The 23,108-nt window shown below is 26.8% G+C and carries 23 protein-coding genes and 1 tRNA gene; 13 read left to right on the forward strand and 11 right to left on the reverse strand.

What is annotated here, in order from left to right:
* Nucleotides 1-44: 44 nt before the first annotated feature.
* Both DT059_RS02355 and DT059_RS02360 read right to left on the reverse strand, forming a co-directional pair.
* A complete protein-coding gene (locus DT059_RS02355; RefSeq protein WP_145596429.1) occupies nt 45-1,271 on the reverse strand; it encodes a pyridoxal phosphate-dependent aminotransferase in 1,227 nt (408 codons plus the stop codon).
* Nucleotides 1,272-3,233, reverse strand: coding sequence for an acetoacetate--CoA ligase (locus DT059_RS02360; protein ID WP_145596431.1), 1,962 nt, complete (start codon nt 3,231-3,233; stop codon nt 1,272-1,274).
* Nucleotides 3,234-3,406: 173 nt separating this feature from the next.
* Between DT059_RS02360 and DT059_RS02365 the strand changes: the two genes are divergently transcribed.
* The 4 genes from DT059_RS02365 to DT059_RS02380 are packed head-to-tail and all read left to right on the forward strand — an operon-like array spanning nt 3,407 to nt 7,475.
* On the forward strand, nt 3,407-5,887 hold the full coding sequence (locus DT059_RS02365; protein ID WP_145596433.1) for a helicase-related protein: 2,481 nt from the start codon (nt 3,407-3,409) through the stop codon (nt 5,885-5,887).
* A gap of 1 nt (nt 5,888) precedes the next feature.
* Nucleotides 5,889-6,299 carry a tellurite resistance TerB family protein gene (locus DT059_RS02370; RefSeq protein ID WP_145596436.1) on the forward strand — a complete coding sequence of 137 codons (411 nt, stop codon included), beginning with the start codon at nt 5,889-5,891 and terminating at the stop codon, nt 6,297-6,299.
* Complete coding sequence (gene fdxA, locus DT059_RS02375; RefSeq protein WP_075484280.1) at nt 6,296-6,622, forward strand: ferredoxin FdxA; 327 nt, start codon at nt 6,296-6,298, stop codon at nt 6,620-6,622. Before DT059_RS02370 ends, fdxA begins: the two co-directional genes overlap by 4 nt.
* Complete coding sequence (locus DT059_RS02380; protein ID WP_145596438.1) at nt 6,579-7,475, forward strand: CarD family transcriptional regulator; 897 nt, start codon at nt 6,579-6,581, stop codon at nt 7,473-7,475. Before fdxA ends, DT059_RS02380 begins: the two co-directional genes overlap by 44 nt.
* Before the next feature lie 355 nt (nt 7,476-7,830).
* Here the strand turns inward: DT059_RS02380 and DT059_RS02385 are convergent, their stop codons facing one another.
* Together DT059_RS02385 and DT059_RS02390 are read right to left on the reverse strand one after the other, a co-directional pair.
* Nucleotides 7,831-9,561, reverse strand: coding sequence for an AMP-dependent synthetase/ligase (locus tag DT059_RS02385; RefSeq protein ID WP_145596439.1), 1,731 nt, complete (start codon nt 9,559-9,561; stop codon nt 7,831-7,833).
* A 7-nt stretch (nt 9,562-9,568) separates the two neighbouring features.
* A tRNA-Leu gene (locus tag DT059_RS02390) sits at nt 9,569-9,653 on the reverse strand.
* Between the two features lie 62 nt (nt 9,654-9,715).
* On the opposite strand from DT059_RS02390, the gene DT059_RS02395 reads away from it, so the two are divergent.
* The 3 genes from DT059_RS02395 to DT059_RS02405 are packed head-to-tail and all read left to right on the forward strand — an operon-like array spanning nt 9,716 to nt 11,316.
* A complete protein-coding gene (locus DT059_RS02395; RefSeq protein ID WP_145596441.1) occupies nt 9,716-10,321 on the forward strand; it encodes a YqaA family protein in 606 nt (201 codons plus the stop codon).
* On the forward strand, nt 10,314-10,799 hold the full coding sequence (locus DT059_RS02400; RefSeq protein WP_145596443.1) for a disulfide bond formation protein B: 486 nt from the start codon (nt 10,314-10,316) through the stop codon (nt 10,797-10,799). Before DT059_RS02395 ends, DT059_RS02400 begins: the two co-directional genes overlap by 8 nt.
* Complete coding sequence (locus DT059_RS02405) at nt 10,783-11,316, forward strand: demethoxyubiquinone hydroxylase family protein (protein WP_145596445.1); 534 nt, start codon at nt 10,783-10,785, stop codon at nt 11,314-11,316. The genes DT059_RS02400 and DT059_RS02405 overlap by 17 nt, the downstream gene beginning before the upstream one ends.
* On the opposite strand, the gene DT059_RS02410 is transcribed toward DT059_RS02405, so the two are convergent.
* Both DT059_RS02410 and DT059_RS02415 read right to left on the reverse strand, forming a co-directional pair.
* A complete protein-coding gene (locus DT059_RS02410; RefSeq protein ID WP_145596447.1) occupies nt 11,313-11,882 on the reverse strand; it encodes an HNH endonuclease in 570 nt (189 codons plus the stop codon). The two genes, DT059_RS02405 and DT059_RS02410, sit on opposite strands and share 4 nt — an antisense overlap.
* 47 nt (nt 11,883-11,929) lie before the next feature.
* Nucleotides 11,930-12,580, reverse strand: coding sequence for an alpha/beta hydrolase (locus DT059_RS02415; protein ID WP_145596449.1), 651 nt, complete (start codon nt 12,578-12,580; stop codon nt 11,930-11,932).
* 49 nt (nt 12,581-12,629) lie between these two features.
* Between DT059_RS02415 and DT059_RS02420 the strand changes: the two genes are divergently transcribed.
* Nucleotides 12,630-12,833 (forward strand): twin transmembrane helix small protein, encoded by a 204-nt coding sequence (locus DT059_RS02420; protein WP_145596451.1) that lies wholly within the window; start codon nt 12,630-12,632, stop codon nt 12,831-12,833.
* Here DT059_RS02420 and DT059_RS02425 read toward each other — a convergent pair.
* Nucleotides 12,830-13,339, reverse strand: coding sequence for a TlpA family protein disulfide reductase (locus tag DT059_RS02425; protein ID WP_145596454.1), 510 nt, complete (start codon nt 13,337-13,339; stop codon nt 12,830-12,832). The two genes, DT059_RS02420 and DT059_RS02425, sit on opposite strands and share 4 nt — an antisense overlap.
* A 24-nt stretch (nt 13,340-13,363) precedes the next feature.
* Between DT059_RS02425 and argH the strand changes: the two genes are divergently transcribed.
* From argH to DT059_RS02440, 3 genes are all read left to right on the forward strand, one after another.
* Nucleotides 13,364-14,755: an argininosuccinate lyase gene (argH, locus tag DT059_RS02430; RefSeq protein WP_145596456.1), complete on the forward strand. Its 1,392-nt coding sequence runs from the start codon at nt 13,364-13,366 to the stop codon at nt 14,753-14,755.
* A 115-nt stretch (nt 14,756-14,870) separates the two neighbouring features.
* The gene (lysA, locus tag DT059_RS02435; RefSeq protein ID WP_145596458.1) at nt 14,871-16,085 is read left to right on the forward strand and encodes a diaminopimelate decarboxylase; all 1,215 of its coding nucleotides are present in this window, start codon (nt 14,871-14,873) and stop codon (nt 16,083-16,085) included.
* A gap of 114 nt (nt 16,086-16,199) precedes the next feature.
* Nucleotides 16,200-16,799, forward strand: a complete 600-nt coding sequence (locus tag DT059_RS02440) for a lysophospholipid acyltransferase family protein (RefSeq protein ID WP_240704615.1) — start codon at nt 16,200-16,202, stop codon at nt 16,797-16,799.
* Here DT059_RS02440 and dnaN read toward each other — a convergent pair.
* The 4 genes from dnaN to mutM form a co-directional block, all read right to left on the reverse strand.
* The gene (gene dnaN, locus DT059_RS02445) at nt 16,796-17,908 is read right to left on the reverse strand and encodes a DNA polymerase III subunit beta (protein ID WP_145596462.1); all 1,113 of its coding nucleotides are present in this window, start codon (nt 17,906-17,908) and stop codon (nt 16,796-16,798) included. The genes DT059_RS02440 and dnaN overlap by 4 nt on opposite strands.
* Nucleotides 17,898-19,316: a chromosomal replication initiator protein DnaA gene (gene dnaA, locus DT059_RS02450; RefSeq protein WP_145596463.1), complete on the reverse strand. Its 1,419-nt coding sequence runs from the start codon at nt 19,314-19,316 to the stop codon at nt 17,898-17,900. Before dnaA ends, dnaN begins: the two co-directional genes overlap by 11 nt.
* A 312-nt stretch (nt 19,317-19,628) precedes the next feature.
* On the reverse strand, nt 19,629-19,889 hold the full coding sequence (gene rpsT / locus DT059_RS02455) for a 30S ribosomal protein S20 (RefSeq protein WP_145596465.1): 261 nt from the start codon (nt 19,887-19,889) through the stop codon (nt 19,629-19,631).
* 50 nt (nt 19,890-19,939) lie between these two features.
* On the reverse strand, nt 19,940-20,803 hold the full coding sequence (gene mutM / locus DT059_RS02460; RefSeq protein WP_145596467.1) for a bifunctional DNA-formamidopyrimidine glycosylase/DNA-(apurinic or apyrimidinic site) lyase: 864 nt from the start codon (nt 20,801-20,803) through the stop codon (nt 19,940-19,942).
* Between the two features lie 29 nt (nt 20,804-20,832).
* Between mutM and ubiE the strand changes: the two genes are divergently transcribed.
* Both ubiE and ubiB read left to right on the forward strand, forming a co-directional pair.
* Complete coding sequence (gene ubiE / locus DT059_RS02465) at nt 20,833-21,537, forward strand: bifunctional demethylmenaquinone methyltransferase/2-methoxy-6-polyprenyl-1,4-benzoquinol methylase UbiE (protein ID WP_145596469.1); 705 nt, start codon at nt 20,833-20,835, stop codon at nt 21,535-21,537.
* Entirely contained in the window at nt 21,537-23,105 is a 1,569-nt protein-coding gene (gene ubiB / locus DT059_RS02470; protein ID WP_145596471.1) for a 2-polyprenylphenol 6-hydroxylase, read from the forward strand. The genes ubiE and ubiB overlap by 1 nt, the downstream gene beginning before the upstream one ends.
* Nucleotides 23,106-23,108 lie beyond the last annotated feature (3 nt).

A 23,108-nucleotide genomic window follows, 5' to 3' on the forward strand; every position in this document is an offset into this window, starting at 1 on the left:
AAGTTTATTCTAACAAAAAACAATCAAGGGTGTACAGAGTGAATTTATAGGGTTTCAGACCAATTTTTTAATTTATTAACACCTTCAACTACTTTTGGTGCAAACTTATTAATTAGATTTTCATCAATTTTTTTATTTTCATCAATATTATTCATAAACTCTTGTCCATCAAAATCTGTAAAGCTTAGCCTTGCTAACATTTTGTCTGGATTAAATCCAAAATCAGAACCTGGTAATAAAGCAACTCCAGTATTATGTAATATATCCCCACACATTTCTGATGAAGTTTTAAATTTGTTATTTAAAAATTCTGGCATTAAATAAAATCCTCCTTGAGGCTCATTAATCAATACCTTATTTGATTTTAAATTTAAAAAAACATATTTACCAATTGCACTTAAAATATTTATTGATTTTGCAATATAATTTGAATGATCGTTTTCATAAGCTTTAATTGCTGCGTACTGAATAGGTGCGCTCACAGCAGAAAAGGTTTCACTAGCTAATACATTGATCATATTTTTTAAATCATTCAATTCATCTGGAATTATAAAATAACCAAGTCTCCATCCTCCTGCACCACACCATTTACTAAGTCCAGTACTAATAATAGTTTTTTCAGGACAATAACTTGAGATAGATTTAAAATTTTTTGAAAATGTTAATTCTGAATATATTTCATCTGATAAAATTATAAGATTATATTTTTTAGCAATTTCTGAAATTTCTTCTAATTTGTTACAAACCTGTCCAGAAGGATTGTTTGGTGAATTTAAAAATAATAAATAATTTTTATCTTTATCTTTTGATATGATTTTCTCAATTTGTGCTCCAGTAGGAAACCAGTTGTTTTCTCTTTCTGTTTGGAGAATTTGAATTTTATTTCTCCCTAAAATAGCTTGTGGTGCATATGAAACCCAACTGGGTGCTGGCAATATAATTTCACCATCAAAAATTACATGTAATAAAAACATTAATTCTTTAGATCCTGGTCCAATAATTACATTGTTCGCTTTGTAGTTATAATTTTTCTTTTTCGATGAATATTTAGCAACAACTTCCCTTAATTCATCAAGACCTTGCATAGGTAAATATTTATTTTGATAGGCATTACTTTTTAATTCTTCAACTATATCCTCAGGTACTTTAAATGGTGATTGTCCAAAACCAAATTTAAAGATTTTTTTTCCCTGTTGTTCTAATTGTTTTGAAGTTTCGTTAATTGCAAGAGTAGATGAAGGTTTTAGGTTTTTGACAAGATTTTTTAACATTTAATAGCTCAATTCTTCTAAATTATTAAACTGTTCAAGAGCTTCGGGATTTGCTAAAGCTTCAATGTTTTTAATTTGACTTCCTTCTATCTTACTTTTAACTGCAAGTTCAACTATTTTGCCACTTTTTGTTCGAGGTATATCTTTTACAACAATAACTTTACTTGGAACATGTCTAGGAGATGCATTTTTTTTTATTTGTAATTTAATTTTGTAAATTAATTCTGCTGTTAATGAATAATTTTTGCTCATTACAATAAATAAAACTATTCTAACATCATTATCCCATGATTGTCCTACAACAATAGACTCTTTTATTTCTTTAAACTTTTCAACTTCTGAATATATCTCTGCTGTTCCAAGTCTTACACCTCCTGGATTTAGGGTGGTATCTGATCTTCCATGAATTATATATCCACCACTATTTTTTATCTCTGCGTAATCTCCATGGTGCCATACATTTTTAAATCTATTAAAATAAGCACCCTTAAATTTAATATCATTTTTATCATTCCAAAACTTTAAAGGCATTGATGGAAAAGGATTTTTACATACAAGTTCTCCTTTACTATTTTTTAAAGACCTCCCTTTATCATTTAAAACATCTACATCTAAAGCCAAACCATTGTTTTGTATTTCTCCTATATTTACTGGCTGATATAAATTTCCTAACACAAAGCACGAAACAATATCTGTACCACCAGAAATAGATGACAAGTGCACATTTTTTTTAATATGCTTATAAACATATTTGAAACTTTCTTCTGAAAGAGGTGAGCCAGTTGAACAAATTGTTCTTAGCTTATTTAGTTTAAATTTATATTTTAATTTTGGTTTAAATTTTCTTAAAGCATCTACATACTTCGCACTTATTCCAAATAAAGTTATTTTTTCTCTTTGTGCTATTTTCAAAAGCAAATCAGCAGATTTAAACATTGGAGATCCATCAAAAAGAACAATAGATGCCCTCGATGCTAATGAACTAACTAACCAATTCCACATCATCCATCCACATGTGGTAAAATAAAAAACATTATCATTTTCTTTAATATTACAATGTAATTGATGTTCCTTCATATGCTGGATTAAAACACCACCAGATCGATGACAAATGCATTTAGGTTTTCCAGTAGTACCACTTGAATATAGTATTGCTAATTCTGTCTCAAAATCAAATCTTTTGAAATCAATTTTTTCAGCATTAGTTTGCATTAATTCATTCCATTTAAATAAATTAATTTTATTAAATTTATATTTATTTTTAATAAACTTTTTTCCAGGATAGTTACTAATTATAACACTTTTAATTGATGGGATTAATTTTAAAATCTCTGGAAGTCTTTTTAAAACATCTATTTTTTTTCCATTATAAAAATACTGATCAGTGATAAATAAAACTTTTGGATTAATTTGAGAAAATCTTTCTATAACACCTTTAGATCCAAAATCAGGACTACAAGAAGACCAAATACACCCCAGGGAAGTTGTAGCAATGAATGCTTCAACAGTTTCAATAGTATTTGGCATATAGGCTGCTACTCTATCTCCTTTTTTAATATTTATTTTTTTTAGAAACTTTGAAATTTTACTCGTATTTAAATTTAATTGTCTCCATGATCTTTCTTCTCTAAATCCATTTTCACTAATAAAGGTTACTGCTTTTTCATTGTTGTTTTTAGATAATAAATTTTCACCAAAATTTAGTCTGCTACCTGGTAAAAATAAATTTTTATAAAAAGTCTTTGATTTTCTGAAATTTTTATTACTTTTAAATCCCTTTATTTTACTAAAATCCCAAAATCTACTCCAAAACTCAGGTGAATTTTTAATACTCCAATTTAATAATTTTTTATAATTTCTATTAAATTTTATTTTTAATTTTTTTGAAATGTAATTTTCAAAAGCAAATAAATTTGAATTTTTTTTTACAATTAGAGAAGGTTGCCAAAGTTTTTTACTCATTTTATTAAATTAAATTACTGTTATAGAATTAATCTTATTTATGATAATCTCACTAACATTTAAAAGAAAATGAGAACTTTTTACCCTCCGATTCGGTCATGTTTTAGTCTATTTTTGTTCTTTAGCAGTAACAATATCTGGTAGGTAAAAAAAAAGAAGCACAAAAGATAGAAATGACTAAAAATAAAATTACAGCTGTTCTCGGTCCTACAAATACAGGCAAAACCTATCTTGCTATCGAAACCATGCTTTCTTTTGAGAGTGGCATGATTGGATTTCCACTTAGATTACTTGCAAGAGAAGTATATGACAAAGTAATCAAGAAAATAAGTTTAGATAAAGTTGCACTTATAACCGGAGAAGAAAAAATAATCCCATCTAATGCAAAATATTTTTTATGCACAGTGGAGTCTATGCCAATTGACAAACATCTTGAGTTTGTTGGCGTAGACGAGATTCAAATGTGCTCTGATCATGAAAGAGGTCATATTTTTACTGATAGACTTTTAAATATGAGGGGGGAAAAACTTACAATGCTAATGGGCTCAAGTACCATTAAAAATATTATTTCAAAATTAGATGAAGATATTGAATTTATAAATAGACAAAGATTATCTAAACTTACATACGCTGGTCATAAAAAAGTATCAAGAATTGATAGAAAAACAGCAATCATTGCGTTTTCAGCAGAGGAGGTTTACGCCATTGCTGAATTAATAAGAAGACAAAAGGGTGGTGCCGCTATTGTAATGGGATCACTAAGTCCAAAAACAAGAAATGCTCAAGTTGAATTATATCAATCTGGGGATGTTGATTTCCTAGTTGCAACAGATGCAATTGGGATGGGAATAAACATGGATTTAGATTTTGTTTATTTTTCAAATGTTAAGAAATTTGATGGAAAAAAATTAAGAAGATTAAATTTATCTGAAATAGGTCAAATAGCCGGAAGAGCTGGCAGGTACCTAAACGATGGAAGTTTTGGCATTACTGGTGATTGTAAAGAAATATCTCCAGAAGAGGTAGAATTATTAGAAAATCATAAATTTGAAGAAATAAGAACTTTGTTTTGGAGAAATTCAAATCTTAATTTCAATAACCCAATTAGTTTAATTAAAAGTTTAGAGGAAAAACCTCAGGTGGAATGGCTAAGAAAAATTCATGAATGTGAGGATGAAAAGGCACTTAAATATTTTTTAAAAGATCAAAAAATTTTAAATAAAGAATTTGATAAGAAAACTTTAATGCTCTTGTGGGAATGTTGCCAAATACCTGATTTTGTAAAAAAAACCTATGGAAATCATTTTGAAGTTATAGGAAATGTATTTAAATTTTTAACTAGCAAAAAAGGACTAATTTCTGAAGATTATATGAGATTACAGCTCATGAAACTAGATAAATTAGATGGAAATGTAGATTCTTTATCAAATAGAATTGCAAATGTCAGAACTTGGTCATATGTTTCGAATAAAAATAATTGGGTAGAAAATCAAAGTTATTGGATTGAAAAAACTAAACACTTAGAAGATAGACTTTCAGACAGATTGCATGAAGAACTTACTAAAACTTTTATTGACAAAAGAGCAAGCGTGCTTGCTAGAGGTTTAAAACAAGATATGGAATTTAAAACTGAAATTTTACAAAATAATGATGTTAAAATTGACGATCAATTCATCGGGAAGATAAAAGGACTAAAATTAGAACTAGATTTAAAAAAAGGTGCTTTGGAAACTGATATTAAATCTTTAAAAAAAGCTGCAAGACAAACTATTGGTCCGGAATTAGAAAAACGTGTTCAATCAATAATTGATACAGGATTAATTAGTTTGAATGAAGATTTTAAAATTTACTGGAATGATTTCCCAATTGCCAAATTAACAACGGGTAATGATTATTTAAATCCTAATTTTGATTTAATCGTTGATGATATCATTGAACAAAACACTAAACAGAAAATAAATGACTATATTAATAAATGGATACATTCAAAAATAAATAACGTTCTTAAAAGTTTAATTGATCTAAAAAATATAAAAGAAAATAATTCATCAATTAAAGCACTAGCATACCAACTCTATGAAAATAATGGAGTATTAAAGCGAGATCAAGTTTCTGAATACCTAAAAAACTTAGAACAAAATGAAAGAAAAATTCTTAGAGACTTAGGAGTAAAGTTTGGGAGATATCATGTTTTCCTTTATCAATTAATTAAACCAGAAGCAGTATCTTTGCGAACATTATTGTGGAAAAATTTTTATCAAAAATTTCATAGTTTAAAACCACCTACCTTTGGTTTGAATTTTTTAGACGATAAAGAAATAAAAAATAAAAACTTTATGCTTTTATGTGGATTTGAAAGATTTGATAATTTTTTTGTAAGAATTGATATTTTGGAGAGATTATTTGTATTAATAATAAATTCTAGTTCAAAGGAAAATTCTGAAATAAAATTAGTTCCAGAAATGTTAAATCTTTTAGGATGTAGTAAAGATAATTTCAAAAAATTACTTCAGAAAATGAATTATAAAATATTTGAAAAAGAAAATGAAACATTTTTTAAATATAGTCCTAATAAGAAATTTAAAAAAATTACCACAAAGAAGATCTCAAACGAAAATCCTTTTAAAATATTAAAGAATTTAAATTTAAATTAAAATGTTTTTTACAAAAGAAGAAACAAAAAATAATAATTTTCTCACAAAAGTTTGTGCTTTATTAATTCATGCTGCAAAAATTGATGAGAACTATACAGATAAAGAGGAAGAAATTATTAAAAGAACACTTAATGAGCTAGGTATAGAAAATGAAAATGTTTATAAAACAATTGAAGAAGCAAAAAAAATTGAAGAAAGCTCAAATCAAATTTTAGACTTTACTAGAGAAGTAAAAGGATTGCCCGAGAAAGATAAAATTAAAATTATTGAGGCTTTGTGGTCTATAATCTATTCAAACAAAGATGCTGATATATATGAAACTAATTTAATGAGACGACTTGCGGGTTTACTTTACATTGACAATAAAACAATGGGCGATATTAAAGAAAAAATTAAACAAAATTTAAAATGACATATATCGTTAACGACAATTGTATTAAGTGCAAGCTAACAGACTGCGTTGATGTCTGCCCAGTTGATTGCTTTTACGAAGGTAAAAATATGCTTGTAATTAAACCCGATGAGTGTATAGATTGTGGCGTTTGCGAGCCAGAATGTCCTGTCGATGCCATAAAAGCAGACACCGAACCTGGAAGTGAAAAATGGTTAGAGATCAATAAAAAATATTCTGAAATCTGGCCTAACATAAGTGAAAAAAAAGATCCACCAGCGGATCACGAGAAATTTAAAAATGAGCAAAATAAGTACGAAAAATATTTTAAAGAAAATCTTTAAAGGCAACACAGACAAAAAAGTGAAAAAAAAAGTTTCTAAAAAGAAAGTTGTAAAAGCAAAAAAAGCTAAAAAAGCTAAAAAAGCTAAAAAAATAATTTCAAAAAAAATCAAAAAAGTTGTTAAAAAAGTTACACCTAAATTAACTAAAACAAAAAAAGCTGTTAAAATTACAGAAACGACAGCTGAACCTAAAGTAGATAATTTAAGAATTTCAAAAACAAATGAAGTTAAGCCTGAAATAAAAAAAGTTAAAAAACAAGAAACCGAAAAAAGAGAATACAAAATTAAAGATCATGTTGTTTATCCAAAGCATGGGGTAGGGCAAATTACTGAATTTAAAAAGATCAATATTGGTGGAATTGATGTCGAAACGTATGTTATTAAATTTGAAAAAGACAAAGCTAACGGAATGGTGCCTGTAAACAAGCAGTCTCACTTGAGGCCGTTAGCAACTATTAATCAAGTTAACAAGTGTATTTCAATTTTAAAAAGTAAACCAAAAATTAAAAGATCAATGTGGAGTCGAAGAGCTCAAGAATATGAAGCAAAAATATCTTCTGGAAAAATATATGAATTAGCTGAGGTTGTCAGAGATTTAAACAAGGGTGATGACCTTATGGTTGACCAGTCTTATAGTGAAAGACAATTATTTGAAAAAGCTTATGAAAGAATTTTGTCTGAATTTCAGATTGTTTTAAATGTATCATTAGAAGATACTCAAAAAAAATTGGATAAAGCACTAAAAAGAAACTTAGGTGGGCAGCCTCAACCAGCGGCACCTGTAAAAACGCCAACTAATGAACTACCTGTAGACGAGCCAATTTCTGATAACGACGAACCAATTGACGAGTAAAAAAAAACGCCTCTCACACACTACTGTAATGAGAAGCGTTTTTTGTAAAGAATACTAAGTTACTATTTTCTTCTTCTTTTTTTTGCTTTTTTCTTAGCTTTTTTCTTAGCTTTTTTCTTAGTTTTCTTTGCCGCTTTTTTTCTTTTCTTAGGCATCTTTAGCTCCCTTTTTTAGTTAAACGAATCAAATTGATTCGCTGTTAATATATTTTTATTTTTTTCTATAAGTTATGTCAATTCTTTAATTAAAAGTTAAATTTTATAAAATTTTTTTTTAATTTTTTATTTTTATAAAACTTTTTTTTATTAATTTAGTTAATGTTTATGCGGTTAATAAACAACTTAAATCAAATATTTTAATAAAGGTTTTCTAGCTGATTTTTATATTTTTCTGTAACTTTTTTTCTTTTTACTTTCATCGTTGGTGTCATTAAACCATTTTCAATAGAAAAATTTTCATCTATTAATTGAATTTTTTTTATCTTTTCTAATAAAGTTAATTTTTTATTTATTTTTTCAATTGCTTTATTTATTTCTTCTTTTTCATTTAAAAAATCTTTATTAGGAACAATTAAAGCAACTAAGTAATTTTTTTTATCACCATAAACCATACATTGATCTATCTCTGGTTCATTCGTAATCATATTTTCAATTTTAGCAGGTGAAATGTTATCTCCGCCAGCACTTACTATGATATCTTTTTTTCTATCAGTAATTTTTAAATAACCATCATTTGAATCTATCTCTCCAATATCACCTGTATGTAACCATCCATTTATAATTACTTTTTCGGTTTCTTCTTTTTTGTTCCAATATCCTAGCATTACATTTTCGCCTTTAACTAAAATTTCTCCATCTTCAGCAATTTTAACTTCATTTCCATTAAATGGAGGTCCTACAGTTTCCACTTTAATTTTATGTATTGGATTGCAACTTACTACTGGTGATGTTTCTGTTAAACCATAACCCTGAAGAGTAGGCAGCCCCACAGAATTCAAAAATTCTCCTATTTCTTTGTCTAGAGCCCCACCCCCAGAAACGAAAGCTTTTAAATTTCCACCAAACTGTTTTTTTATTTTTTTTCTAACTAATTTATCAACTATAAAATTGATTAATTTTTCAGAAAATGTCATTTTTTGATTTAATAGTTTTTTTCTGCCCAAACGAAGGGTTGCTTCAATTAATTTTGCTTTAAAACCTGTCTGCTTTTTTAAATTCATGTTTATTTTGTTGTAAAGGTTTTGGTAGAACCTTGGAACTGCTGTCATAATTGTAGGTTTTGCTTCAGATATATTTTCTAAAAGTTTTTCTATTTTTTCTGCATAGAATACTTTTGCTCCTACTGCTATCTGTGCAAATTGAACACAATGCTCATAAGAGTGTGAAAGAGGAAGCCAAGTTAAAAATACTGGTCTTGCGTTAAATAATGGTTTCATAATTTCGCATGCTCCTACGAGATTATTTAAAATTCCACCATGACTTAAAATTACTCCTTTAGGATTACCCCCAGTTCCGGAAGTATAAATAATACATGCGGGAGAATTTCTTTTTAATTTATTATTTTCAATTTTATCTTCTACTAATAAATTATTCTTCATAATTGAATCAAAGTCTAAATATTTTTCTTTGTTAATTATATTTAAACTATTTGTTACCTTGGTTTTTTCATCCAAAGTAATAACTTTTTTGATAAAGTCTTTGTCATTAATTGAATTATTTAATTTTTTTAACATTTCATTATTTGAAACAACAACTAAACTAGGCTCACAATCCTCTATCAAGTACTTATAATCATCTTCTGTGTAGGTTGTGTATGCTGGAACCGTAATTCCACCAGCTACCATAATTGCTAAATCAGAAACAAACCATTCTGGTCTATTCTCTGAAACCAAAAGACATCTATCACCTTCTTTTATATTTTCTTTAATAACTTTTGATAATTTTAAAATATTCTTTTCGGTTTGTTCCCATGTGTATGTTTTTTTATTGCTTGGGTTTAGCCATTCTAAAAAAATATCTTTTTTATTTTGTTTGTTTGCTTGATTAACAAATAATTCGATCAAATTATTTAAATTATTTAAATTCATAGTTACTTGGTGGGCGAAGAGAGAATCGAACTCTCACTTCTTGCGAAACACGATTTTGAGTCGTGCGCGTCTACCAGTTCCGCCATTCGCCCTGGGTATTCAATTAAATTATATTTAAATAGTATAAGAACTAAATTTATATTAAAACCAAAAAATGTTTCAAACACTTTACAAAAAATGTTTAGAATTAGCCGCACATAAAAGTTCAAATTTTTATTTAGGGCTTGTATCTTTTATAGAAAGTTCTTTTTTTCCTATACCTCCAGATGCAATGATAATCCCAATGGTTATTGCTAAAAAAAAGGAATATTTGAAAATATTTTTAATAGCATCAATATTTTCAGTTCTTGGAGGAATCCTCGGATATTTAATCGGATATTTATTTTTTGATTTAGCAATATATGTAATCGAATTTTATGGCTATCAAGATAAAGTTGAAAATTTAAAATTAAGCATGTCTGAAGGTAGTGGATTCCTAGCATGGCTGAGTATTCTTTTTTTAGCTGGCTTTACTCCATTGCCCTATAAAGCCTTTACGATTTCAAGTGGTTTAATTGCTTTTAATCTTCCTATTTTTATTATTGTTAGTTTAATTTCAAGAAGCCTGAGATTTTTTATAGTTGCCTTTTTATCTTATAGATTTGGTGAATTATTTACAGAGTACATGGAAAAACATGGATCAAAATGGTTCACCATAATTGGAATTATTATAGTTATAATATTTATTATTATTTATTTATTTTTTAAATTTAATGGTTGAGATTAACAAAACAATTACATTAAAATTAATTTTTTTAATTAGTATTATTGCTTTATCTTCAGCATTTTTTATTGAATATGTTTTAGGTCATCAACCCTGTAACTTGTGTATATTGGAAAGAATTCCATACCTCTTAGCATTAATAATTATTGTATTAAATTATAAATTTATTAATCTTGAAAAATATTTCATTCTTTTTCTTATTTTAATTTTTTTAGCTGCTACTATTTTATCTTTATATCATTTAGGTATTGAGCAAGGTTTTATTGAAGAATCATTGGTTTGTGATTTAAAAAATGGCTCCAATTTACTATCAAAAGAAGACATATTAAGACAGTTGCAAGAAAAGAATGTGAGCTGCAAAGATGTTACATTTAAAATTTTAGGATTATCGCTTACAAGTTACAATATTATAATATCAATATTAATAGTATATTTTACAATAAGAACTTATTTAAGTTATGACAACAATAAATAAAAAGAAAATAGAAGAATTTATTAGAGTTGATCATGCTGGGGAGCGTGGTGCTGTTAAAATTTATGAAGGACAGTTGCTTGCTCTAAACACATTAGTTAAAAATGAAGCTTTAAAAAAAACAATTGAAGAAATGAAAGTTCATGAAAAAGAACATTCTGATTTTTTTGAAGAAGAAATTAAAAAAAGAAATATAAAACCTACAAAACTTTTACCCTTATGGGATTTATTAGGTGTTGGATTAGGTTTTGGTTCAACTTTGCTTGGCAAGAAAGCTGCTATGCTTTGCACTGCCTCTGTTGAAGAAGTGATAGATGAGCATTATTTAAACCAAATAAAACAACTTGATAATAGTGAATCAAAACTAAAAAAAAAAATAATTAAATTTAGAGAAGATGAATTAAGTCATAAAGATATTGCCTACGAAAAGGGTGCTACAAAAGAAGGTCCATACTCTATATTAGATAAAATTATTAAAACTGGATCAAAAATTGCAATAAATATTTCTGAGAAAATTTAAGATTCTAGTTCTACATCCCAATATAAGTAATCCATCCAGCTTTTATGTAAAAAATTTGGTGGAAAATTTTTACCATTTTTGTGTAGATCCTCTGTTGATGGACGATAAGGATACTGATGCAACTTCATCCCTGAATGTTTTAATAGTTTTCCACCCTTTTTCACATTGCATGCAGAACAAGCTGTTACAACATTATCCCAATTAGTTTCGCCTCCTTTTGATCTAGGTAGTAGATGATCAAAAGTTAACTCTTCATTGCTTCCACAATATTGACAGGAAAATTTATCTCTTAAAAACACATTAAATCTAGTAAAACTTGGCTTGCTTTGAGGAACAATATAATCCTTTAAAGCGATGACACTTGGTAATTTCATATTAAATGATGGACTTCTTATTGTTCTATCGTAATTACTAACAATAATAACTCGATCAAGAAAAACTGATTTAACAGTATCCTGCCATGACCATAAAGACAAAGGGTAGTAACTCAAAGGTCTATAGTCTGCATTGAGCACTAGCGCAGGACACTTTTCTAATGAAACATCTTCTTCAATAAAATTGTTCATTGACTAATTTTAACTTAGTTAAACAATTTTATCAATAATAAGAGAAGTTAAATTTTTTTTAAAATAAAATTTAAAGCTGTACTTGATGCTTCAATAGGAATATGATGATCACAATTTTTTATTAATAATGTATCAACTTTAACGTTGTTTCTAATTAAAAAATCTTTTGCTTCTAATAAATGTGTTGATGGGACAATTTGATCAGCTTCTCCATGTATAAGTAATGTTTCAGTATTATTTTTGATTCTGTTTTTTAAATCTTTTTGATTTATTATCTTTCCAGAAAAACCAACTATACATAAAAACTTTTCTTGAAATGTAAGACCAACATTTAAAGACATCATACATCCCTGACTAAATCCGGATAAACAGATTCGATTATTTGATAACTTGAACTCTTGTTTTATTTCATTAATAAATTTTTTTAAAACGTCTTCAGCCTTAATTGATTGCTCTAATATATAATCTGTATCCTCTTTTGTTAAATCAAACCACTGATAACCAGAGGGATTTATAGCGCATGGCTCATGACCATTCGGACAAACAAAGACTGTATTGGGCAAATGTCTTTTCCAGTTTAAAGATAGCATGCTTATATCTTTTCCATCACCTCCATAACCATGAAGCAAAATAATAGCATTTTTAATTTCAACACCGTCTTCCGGTTTAATAATTATTGAATCTAGGCAAAATGTCATAGTTGATAAATTATGTTTTTTATTTCAAAAAACAATCTAAAATAAAAAAATGATATCAGGAATATTTGTAAAAGTTTTATCAATAGCTCTTTTGATTGCTGTGGGAATAGTTTTAATTTTAGGCATAGGTACTCTTTTTAAAGGTGGAGAAACTAGTAAAAAATATTCAAACAAATTGATGCAATTAAGAGTTCTTCTACAATTTATTGCTATTCTTGTTTTGGTTGGCTTTGCTTACTTTTTTAAAAATTAGTTATATTTTTTTATCCAATTAACGAAATTTGTATCTTCAAAATCAATTGAACCTATTATTCTAGCAAATTCTTGACCCTCTTTATTAATTAGAATTGTTGTAGGGACACCTCTTAAAGTAAACATTTTTGCTAATGTAGTAGGTGGATCAAAATAAGGTTCAAAATTTTTAATGTTTAGATCTATAAAAAATTTATTAACCTTTTCTAAGGTTTCTTTCCCAATATTAATTGGAAAAATTTTTATTTTATCCAATTCTGGGTTAGCTTGGAGTTTATCTAAAGATGGCATTTCATCTTTACAAGGTTCACACCAGGTTGCCCAAAAATTCAATATCAATAAGTTGCCAGTATATTCATTGATATTAATTTTTTGATCATTTTTGTCTAAAAAAATAACATTATCATATGTTTTTGGTATTTTGTGGATTACAATATTTTTAATACCCGGTAGTTCTTCAGCTACAACATTTGTTATCAAAAAAATAAATATTATTAAAAATCTCATGTTAAATAGGTATAATTAAATATCATGACAAAAAATAAAAACAACCAAGCAATCTGGAACTCACGCATAAAAAAAAATGCATCAAGTTTGTTTCAAAAAGTTGGTAATTCAATAGATATTGATAAAAGACTCTACAAAGAAGACATCCAGGGATCAATTGCTCATGTTGAAATGCTTTTTAAACAAAAAATAATTTCATTTAAAATAAAAAATAAAATTATTTATGGACTAACAAAAATTGATAAGGAAATCACAAAAAATAAATTTGAGTTTAATAAAAAATATGAAGATATTCATATGAATATAGAAAAGAGACTTTTTCAAATTATAGGTGAAGAAGCTGGCTATGTTCACACCGCAAGATCAAGAAATGATCAAGTAATTACTGATTTTAAAATTTGGATAAAAAATTCGACTAACGAAATAACTAGTAATATTAATAAAGTTATTAAGAGCACAATCAAGTTAGCTGAAAAAAATGTTGAGACTATCATGCCTGGATTTACACATCTTAAAAATGCTCAGGCTATCTCTTTTGCACATTATTTAATGTCTTATGTAGAAATGTTTAATAGAGACAAAAAGAGATTTTCTAATAATTTAAACAGTTTAAATGAAAATCCCTTAGGTGTTGCTGCTTTAGCAGGAACATCATTTAATATAGATAGAAATTATACAACCAAAAAACTTGGTTTTAAAATACCTACAAATAATTCTATTGATACAGTTTCAGATAGAGATTTTGTTTTAGATTTTTTATACGCTTCATCAGTATGTGCTATGCATATTTCTAGAATTGCTGAAGAGTTAATTATTTGGAATTCTGATGGTTTTAACTTGATCAATTTATCTGATAAAGTTGTTACTGGATCATCGATAATGCCACAAAAGAAGAATCCTGATCTTTTAGAATATTTGCGTGGAAAATCAGGAAGTGCTTATGGAAATTTATTTTCGATGCTTACAATCTTAAAAGGTTTACCATTGTCTTATTTTAAAGATTTACAAGATGATAAAGAGATAGTTTTCAAATCTAACGACAATCTAAATAATTGTTTAAAAATTTTTGATGAAATACTAAAAAATTGCAATCCAAATAAGAGTAAAATGTTAGAACTCGCTAATTCTGGATACATTACAGCAACTGATTTAGCTGACTATCTCGTGAAAAATCACTCAATTTCTTTTAGAAAAGCATATCAAAAAACTGCCGCTGTAGTTAATTTTGCTGAAAAAAGAAAAAAGAAATTAAATGAATTGACTTTAGAGGAATTAAGAAAAATTGAACCTAAACTTAAAGATGATGTATTAAAAGTATTTAATTTAAAAAATTCAATTAATTCAAAAAAATCTTATGGTGGAACTTCTTTTGATAATATTAAAAAAATGATAATAAAATATAAAAAAGAAAAATGATTAGAAAAATAATATTTGTTTTATTTATATCTTTAATGTTAATTTCTTGTGGAAAGAAAGATTGTCCCAAAAATAATGAAGCTGATAAATGTAGTGAATTATTCAGGCAATCTTAATGAATTATATTAAAAAAAAACTTAATATCGAGAGAATAAGTATTCCTAATATTGCAAAAAAATATGGGACACCTTGTTATTGCTACTCATATTCAAAATTAAAAGAAAATATTAATAATTTTAAAAAAAACTTTAGATCTTTTTCACCACTTATCTGCTTTGCAGTCAAATCTAACACAAATGTTAATATAATAAGAGAAATTAAAAAATTTGGATTAGGTGCTGATGTTGTTTCAGTAGGAGAACTAATGATGGCACTAAAAGCAGGAATTAATCCAAGCAAAATAGTATTTTCTGGTGTTGGTAAAACAACAAGTGAAATCAGCTTTGCTATTGATAAAAAAATTTTGCTTATTAATGCTGAGTCTTTAAGTGAAATAAAAGAAATAAATCGAATAGCAAAATCAAAAAATAAAAAAATAAAAATTGGTGTAAGACTAAACCCTAATACAGATGCAAAAACATTAAGCCAAATATCAACTGGGAAAAAAGAAAACAAATTTGGTGTAAATAAAAATACATTTTATGAAATTATAAATTATTGCAAAAATTCCAAAAATATTGATTTAAGATGTCTAAGCGTTCATATAGGCAGTCAAATTTTAGACCATAGACCTTATGAAAAAATGCTTAAAGCGGTCAGTCAAATTCTCAATAAAACAAATCATAAATTTGAATTTATAGATTTAGGTGGAGGTATGGGTATTACTTACACTGATAAAAATAAAAAACTTAATTATAAAAAATACAACACAGCTATTCTTAAATTTTTAAGAAAACATAAAGTTAAAATTATATTTGAGCCAGGTAGATCAATTATTGGCGATACCGGGACATTAGTGTCAAAAATAATCTATATAAAAGATAGCGGAAGTAAAAAATTTATAATTTTAGATGCAGCAATGAACGATTTAATGAGACCTGCTTTGTATGGTGCGTTTCATAAAACCTTACCTGTTAAAAAATCTAACAAAACGTCTAAAAAACCATATGAATTTGTAGGTCCTATTTGTGAAAGTACAGATAAATTTGTTACATTAAAAAAATTTCAAGCTTTGAATGAAAAAGATTTGATAGCAATATGCGATGTGGGAGCTTATGGAATGTCACTTAGCTCAAATTATAATTTAAGACCTAAACCAATAGAATTATTAATAAAGGGATCAAAAATCAAAGTAATAAGAAAAAGACAAAAGCATAAAGATATAATTTAGCTTTTGACAAAAATGATAAGAAACTTTTTATTCTCAATTTTATTTTTCACGGGAATCATATTTATTTCGATAATTTTTTTACCATCATTTTTTTTGCCTAAACAGGTTGTTTTGATGGGGGGTAAATTAATGGGCCATTGGGCCAGTTTTTGTTTGAGGTTTGTTCTTTCAGTAAAAATTTCAATCAAAGGAAGAGAAAATATTATTAATAATGAAAAATTTTTTATAGCAGCATCTCATCAATCAATGTTTGAAACTTTTTATTTACAAACAATCTTTAACTCACCTGTATTTATTCTAAAAAAAGAATTATTGTTAATTCCAATATTTGGTTGGTACTTAAAAAAAATAGGATCAATTTCAATAAAAAGAAACAAGGTTACAAAAGATAACTTGGGTTTTTTTGATGATATTACAAAAATGATGGCTACTTCTAATAGACCTTTAATTATTTTTCCTCAAGGAACCAGAGTTCTTCCGGATGAAAGACCACCTTTTAAAAAAGGTGCTTCGAGAATTTATGAACAGCTAAATGTTACTTGTCAGCCAGTTGCAATTAACTCTGGATATGTATGGCCTAAAAAAGGTGAAAAAAAATCTAATAGAACTATTACAATCTCTATTCTAAAACCAATTCCTTCTGGTTTAACAAAAGATAATTTTATTCAAATTCTTGAAAACAATATTTATTCAGAGTTAGATTTAATTAATTAGCCCTTCATAGGCATAACAACAAAAATACTATCAAAATCACCTGGATCTTTTATTAGCGCCGGTGAACCAGTGTCATTAAAGAAAATTTCAACTCTGTCTCCATCTAGTTGAGAAGCAACATCTATCAAATATCTAGAGTTAAAACTTATCTCTAGGTCATGATCAAACTTAACACTTAAAGTTTCTTTACCATCACCACTGTTAGTATTATTTACTGAAAGATCTAGAGTATCTTTAGATAAATTAAATTTCACACCATCTTTTTTATCTAATGAAACAGATGCTACTCTATCAACGGAATTTAAAAATAATTTTAAGTCTATTTCTAATTTTTTTTGATTATTTTTTGGTATAACTTGAATGTAATTAGGAAATTTTCCATCAATAAGTTTTGAAATTAAAATACTATTATTTAATTCAAATTTTATTTTTGATTTAACATTTGAAACTTTTACATCTCCATCATAGCTATCTAATAAAGAACAAAGTTGAAAAATTGTTTTTTTAGGTAAAATTATTGGATCAAAATCAATTTTTTCTTCTAATCTAACTTTTGAAATAGACATTCTATGACTATCAGTTGCAACCGCAGTTAAATAATTTTTATCCTCAACTTCTGTTTGATGAAAATATATACCACTTAGATAATGTCTTGTTTCATCATTCGAAACTGAAAATTTACACTTATTTAATAATTTCAATAGTTGTTTTGATTTAATTATAAATTCATTTTGATTAAAATTTTCATCTGTCAGTGGAAACTCTGTTGAACTTATACAATTCAAATTAAAAATAGATTTTTCAGACTCTACTTGTAATTTGCTTATGTCTGTTAAAGAAAGATTTATTTTTTTTCCTGAATTAAACTTTCTTATAATATCATACATAATTGATGAAGTTGTGGTCGTTTTGCCCTCCTCTAGAATCTCTACATTATTTAATTTATGTATAAATATTAAATCTAGATCGGTCGCTGTAATAGTAAGTTTTGAATTACTTGCATCTAACAAAATATTAGAAAGTATTGGTAATGTACTTCTTTTTTCAATGACCCCTTGGCAATAATTTAATGCTTGCTGAAGGTCTTGTTGATTAACGTTAAATTTCATTTTCTTTATTATTATATAAAATCTGGTTTTTTAATTTATTTATATTATCCGCCATCTCAGGATCTTTTTCTTTTATCTTTTCAATAGTTTTTACTGAATGAATTATTGTTGTATGATCTCGGTTAGAAAAGTCTCTTCCAATTTCAGGTAATGATTTAGAAGTCAAAATTTTAGTTAAATAAATTGCTGTTTGCCTGGGTCTTACTAAATATCTTGATCTTCTAGATGATAACATTTCATTTTTACTGATTTTGAAAAACTTACAAACAGTTGTTTGAATAAGATCTATTGTAACCTTATTTTCTGCTAAATTTAATAGATCCTTTAAAACTACTTTAGTTTCAGCAAGATTTGGCGCTTTGTTGTAGATTCTTGAAAATGAAACAACTCTGTTTATTGCACCAACTAATTCTCTTATACTTCCAGTTATTTCATTACTTATAAAATCTTGAATTTCTCTAGAAACTTGTAATTGTTCGGAATACAAAGCATTCAATTCTTCAGTTTTTTTTTCAACTATTTTTTTTCTTAGATCAAGGTCGGGCTTTTGAATATCAACAACTAATCCACCAGAAAATCTTGATTTAATTCTTTCTTGAATCCTTGATAATTTGTTTGGTGATCGATCAGCTGATACAATTATTTGAGATCCCTTATCAAGTAATGCATTAAATGTATGAAAGAACTCCTCCTGCATAGCCTCTTTTCCACTTATAAACTGGATATCATCGATTAATAAAATATCTGTGTTTCTAAAATACTCTTTAAACTTAACCATGTCGTTTGATTTAATTGATTTTACAAACTGATACATGAAACGTTCGGCAGAAATAAACATTACTTTATTATTTTTTTTAAGCTCTAAACCTATTGAATTTAATAAGTGAGTTTTTCCCATTCCAACACCACCATAAATATAAAGTGGATTGTAATGAGATATATTTTCTGAAACTTTTAAAGAAGCTTCGTATGCTAATTTATTACTCGAACCTGTTATAAAATTATCAAATCTTTTATTTGGATCAATTCGATTATACTGAAGATAAGAGTCTTTTATAAATGAAATATTTTCATTAGTATTATTCTCTTTAATATTATTTTCTTTTAAAGTGATATCTTGAGCTTTTTCAACTATTTTGAACTCAATTCTAATAATGTCTTTTTTATATAATTTAATTATTTGTAATATTTGATCTAAATACCTTGATGTAATCCAATCTCTAATAAATCTTGTTGGAACTGATAATAATAAGTAATTATTGAATTCCTCTACAAAAGAAATCTTTTTTAACCAGCTCTCATATACTTCTAGGCCTAGTTTATTTTTCATTTCATTCTGCACTTGCTTCCATTCAAAGCCTTCAGAAGAAAAATTATTAATATTTTTTGTATTTGTTAATTTATTCATAACTTAAGGGGAAATCTCAGTTAGAACGATTTAAAAAAATTTGCAACAAGTTAATAAGAAAAATAAAAAAAAAATAAAATCTATGATTGTGATTTATAATGTTGCAGATCAATTTTAGTTAAGATCTAAAATTAAAATTTAAAATTGAATCAAATATAGATTGAATCTATAAATTGATTAAATTAAAATTGAATCAAACATAGATTGAATGACCATAATACAAATATTTACTAACTCTAAATATAGTAACTTAAGATAAATCTTAAATATATAATGTAGATATCAGGAGTTGTTTAAAAATTTAGCTAACGTTTAGATTGCAGCTATTTTTTTGGTAATTCTAGAAACGTTTCTAGAAGCATTTTGTTTTTTTATTATTCCTGTTTTTGCAATTTTCATCAACTCAGAGTTTAACTTTGGTAAAAATTTAATAGCTTCATCTTTCTTTTTACCATCAATTAGAAGGTTCATTTTCTTAAGAGCGTTTCTAAACCTGCTCTTTCTAGCTTTATTCACTGCCGTTTGTTTAGAAATTCTTCTAATTCTCTTAATTGCTGATTTTGTGTTTGCCATCTGCGCAGGGGTATAACTTGAGAATTTATAGTGGTCAACTAAATATTTAACTATTTTTGACAAGAAACACAAAAAAAAGTCGACCTATTTGATGTTATTTTTTTTTTTATTTTGCCTTTGCAATTCTTACGCTTACAATCAGCTCCGTCTTGCTGATAGACTTTAAACTCCTTTTGGAAGGTACCTTTATTACCTGAGATATCTTTAAAATCTCTTATACTTGAACCTCCCTTATTAATTGCTTGTTGAAGTATTTTCTTAGAATTTAAAATAATATTTAAACATTCATTTCTATTAAGTCTCTTTGCCTTTTTAAATGGATTTATTTTACTAGCAAAAAGAATTTCACTTGCATAAATATTACCTATTCCAGAAACAAATCTTTGATCAAGTAAGAAACTTTTTATATCCTTATTTTTTTTCTTAAAATAATTAACTACATAATTTAAGTTAAATTTATCGCTAAATGGTTCAGGTCCCATTGATTTAAATCTTCTCTGTAGATCTTGATAATTTTTAATTATTTCAAAAAATCCAAAACGTCTTGGATCGTTATAAATTACTTTCAAGCTATCAAATACAAACTCAGCATGATTGTGTTTTTTAGGTAAAAAAGGTGAATGATAAAAACTAGTATTCGTAAATTTTAGAGGCTTTTTGTTATCAAGAATATGGATTGTTCCTGACATTCCTAAATGAATTAAACAATAATCTTCATTTTGAAAATGGATAATCAAATATTTAGAAAATCTACTAACTTCAATTATTTTTTTATTTTTAAGAAAACTTTCAAAATCACTTGGTATTTTAAACCTTAAATTCCTATTTCTAATTATTACTTTTTTTATGCTTTTTTTTTTGATCTTTTTATGAAGGGATTGTCTAACAATTTCTACTTCTGGTAATTCTGGCATTTGATACTATATTCAATATATATTTTTTTATGCAACAAAATCTTCAAAATAAAAAAGGACTTGTAGATAATGTATTTAATCAGGTCTACAACAAATATGACTTGATGAATGACTTTATGTCTATGGGTGTACATAGATATTGGAAAAAAAGTTTAATCAATATGATGAATCCGAGAGTTAGTAGAAAATTAATAGATGTTGCATGTGGAACGGGGGATGTTGGAAAGTTATTTTTAGATAGCACAAATAAAGAGGGTGAAATTACTTGTGTAGACCCTAATAAAGGAATGGTTAGTCAAGGAAAGCAAAAATTATCTAATTACAAAAATGTAAAATGGGTTATTTCTCCAGCAGAAAAATTACCAATAACAGACAATTCATTTGATTATTACACTATTAGCTTTGGGCTAAGAAATACAAAAAATTTGAATAAAGCACTTTCAGAAGCCTATAGAGTTTTAAAGCCTGGCGGACGCTATCTATGTCTGGAATTTTCCAAGATTCAAAATTCAAATCTTGATTTTGTATATAAAAATTACTCAAAACTCATTCCTATTATTGGTCAGTTTGTAGTTGGAGAAAAAGAGCCTTACGAATATTTGATCAAAAGTATTGAACAATTTATTAATCAAGATGAATTAATAGAGTTAATGGAAAAAAATAATTTTCATAAATGTTCTTATAGAAATCTTTCTGGTGGTATTGTTTCAATTCATAGTGGTTGGAAAATTTAATGATTAAAAAACTTATTACTTTATTTAAATTGGGAAGAAAAATTGCAAAATCAGATATTTTAAAAATTGCATCAAAATTTAAAAAACCTCCTTTAGCTGTAACAATATTATTCCAAATTTTATCTATTTCATTTGAAAAAAAGGAACAAAATAATTTAATTGAAGATGAAGGTGAAAGACTATCTAGGTCATTAGAATCTATGGGTACAACTTTCATCAAACTTGGGCAATTTCTTGCTACTAGACCAGATATTATCGGAGAAGAATTATCTTTAAAGCTAGAAAAACTTCAAGATCGACTACCCCCTTTTTCAATTCATGAGGCAAAAGAAATTATTAAAAAAGATCTTGGAATTGATACATTTAATTCAATAATTGATTTAAGTGAACCAGTTGCTGCTGCATCAATTGCACAAGTTCATAAAGCAAAAATAAATGACAACGGAACAATTAAAGATGTGGCAATAAAAATCTTAAGACCAAATATAAAAAAAATATTCAATGAAGAAATTGATGCAATGATGTTATTTGCATTTATTATTGAATCATTTGTAAAAAAAACAAAAAGATTAAAACTTGTTGAAGTTGTTTTTTTACTTAAAGAAATAACTAATCTTGAAATGGATTTAAGATTCGAAGCTGCTGCAGCTAATGAATATGCTGAAAATACTAAGAATGATGCTGGATTTAAAGTTCCTGAAATTTATTGGAATTTTACTAGTGAAAATGTAATGACTTTGGATTGGATAGATGGAATTTCAATAAGAGAAGCTGAGGAGCTAAAGAAAAGAGATTTAGATACTAAGAAAATAGCTGAAGATATTATCCAACATTTTTTAAGACATGCTGTAAGAGATGGTTTTTTTCATGCAGATATGCATCAAGGAAATATTTTTGTTGATAATAGTGGCCAAATTGTACCTATAGATTTTGGAATTATGGGCAGGTTAGATAAACTTAGTAAAAGGTTTTTAGCAGAAATTCTATTTGGATTTATTCAAAGAGATTATCGCAAAGTAGCTGAAGTTCACTTAGTGGCTGGATTAGTTCCTAAAGAAGTACCAATCGAAGATCTAGCTCAAGCTTTGAGATCAATTGGTGAGCCTATATTTGGTCAAGAAGTAAAAGATATTTCAGGAGGTAAATTACTCAAACAATTGTTTGATGTAACAGAAAAGTTTAATATGCAAACTCAACCTCAATTATTAATGTTGCAAAAAACTATGGTTGTTGTTGAGGGTGTAGCAAGAAAATTAAATCCAAACACAAATATTTGGACAACTTCAAAGCCTGTACTAGAAAATTGGCTTAAAGAAACAAAAGATCCAATTAATAATCTGAACGAAACTTTAAAAAGTACATCTGAAGTTATTAAACGTTTACCAGAATTTCCTGAGATTATGGATAAAGCAAATCAAGCATTAACTTTTTTAGCTAGTGGTCAAATTCCACAAAATTCAAATTCTTATACTGCTCTGAATGATAAGAAATCAGAAATGATAGCATTTAGAAATCAATCTATTATTGGTTTATTACTTCTTGTAATTTTTGGCCTTATAGTATTTTAATTC

The sequence above is a fragment of the Candidatus Pelagibacter sp. FZCC0015 genome (assembly GCF_007833635.1).
In the GTDB taxonomy this organism is placed as follows: Bacteria; Pseudomonadota; Alphaproteobacteria; order Pelagibacterales; family Pelagibacteraceae; genus Pelagibacter.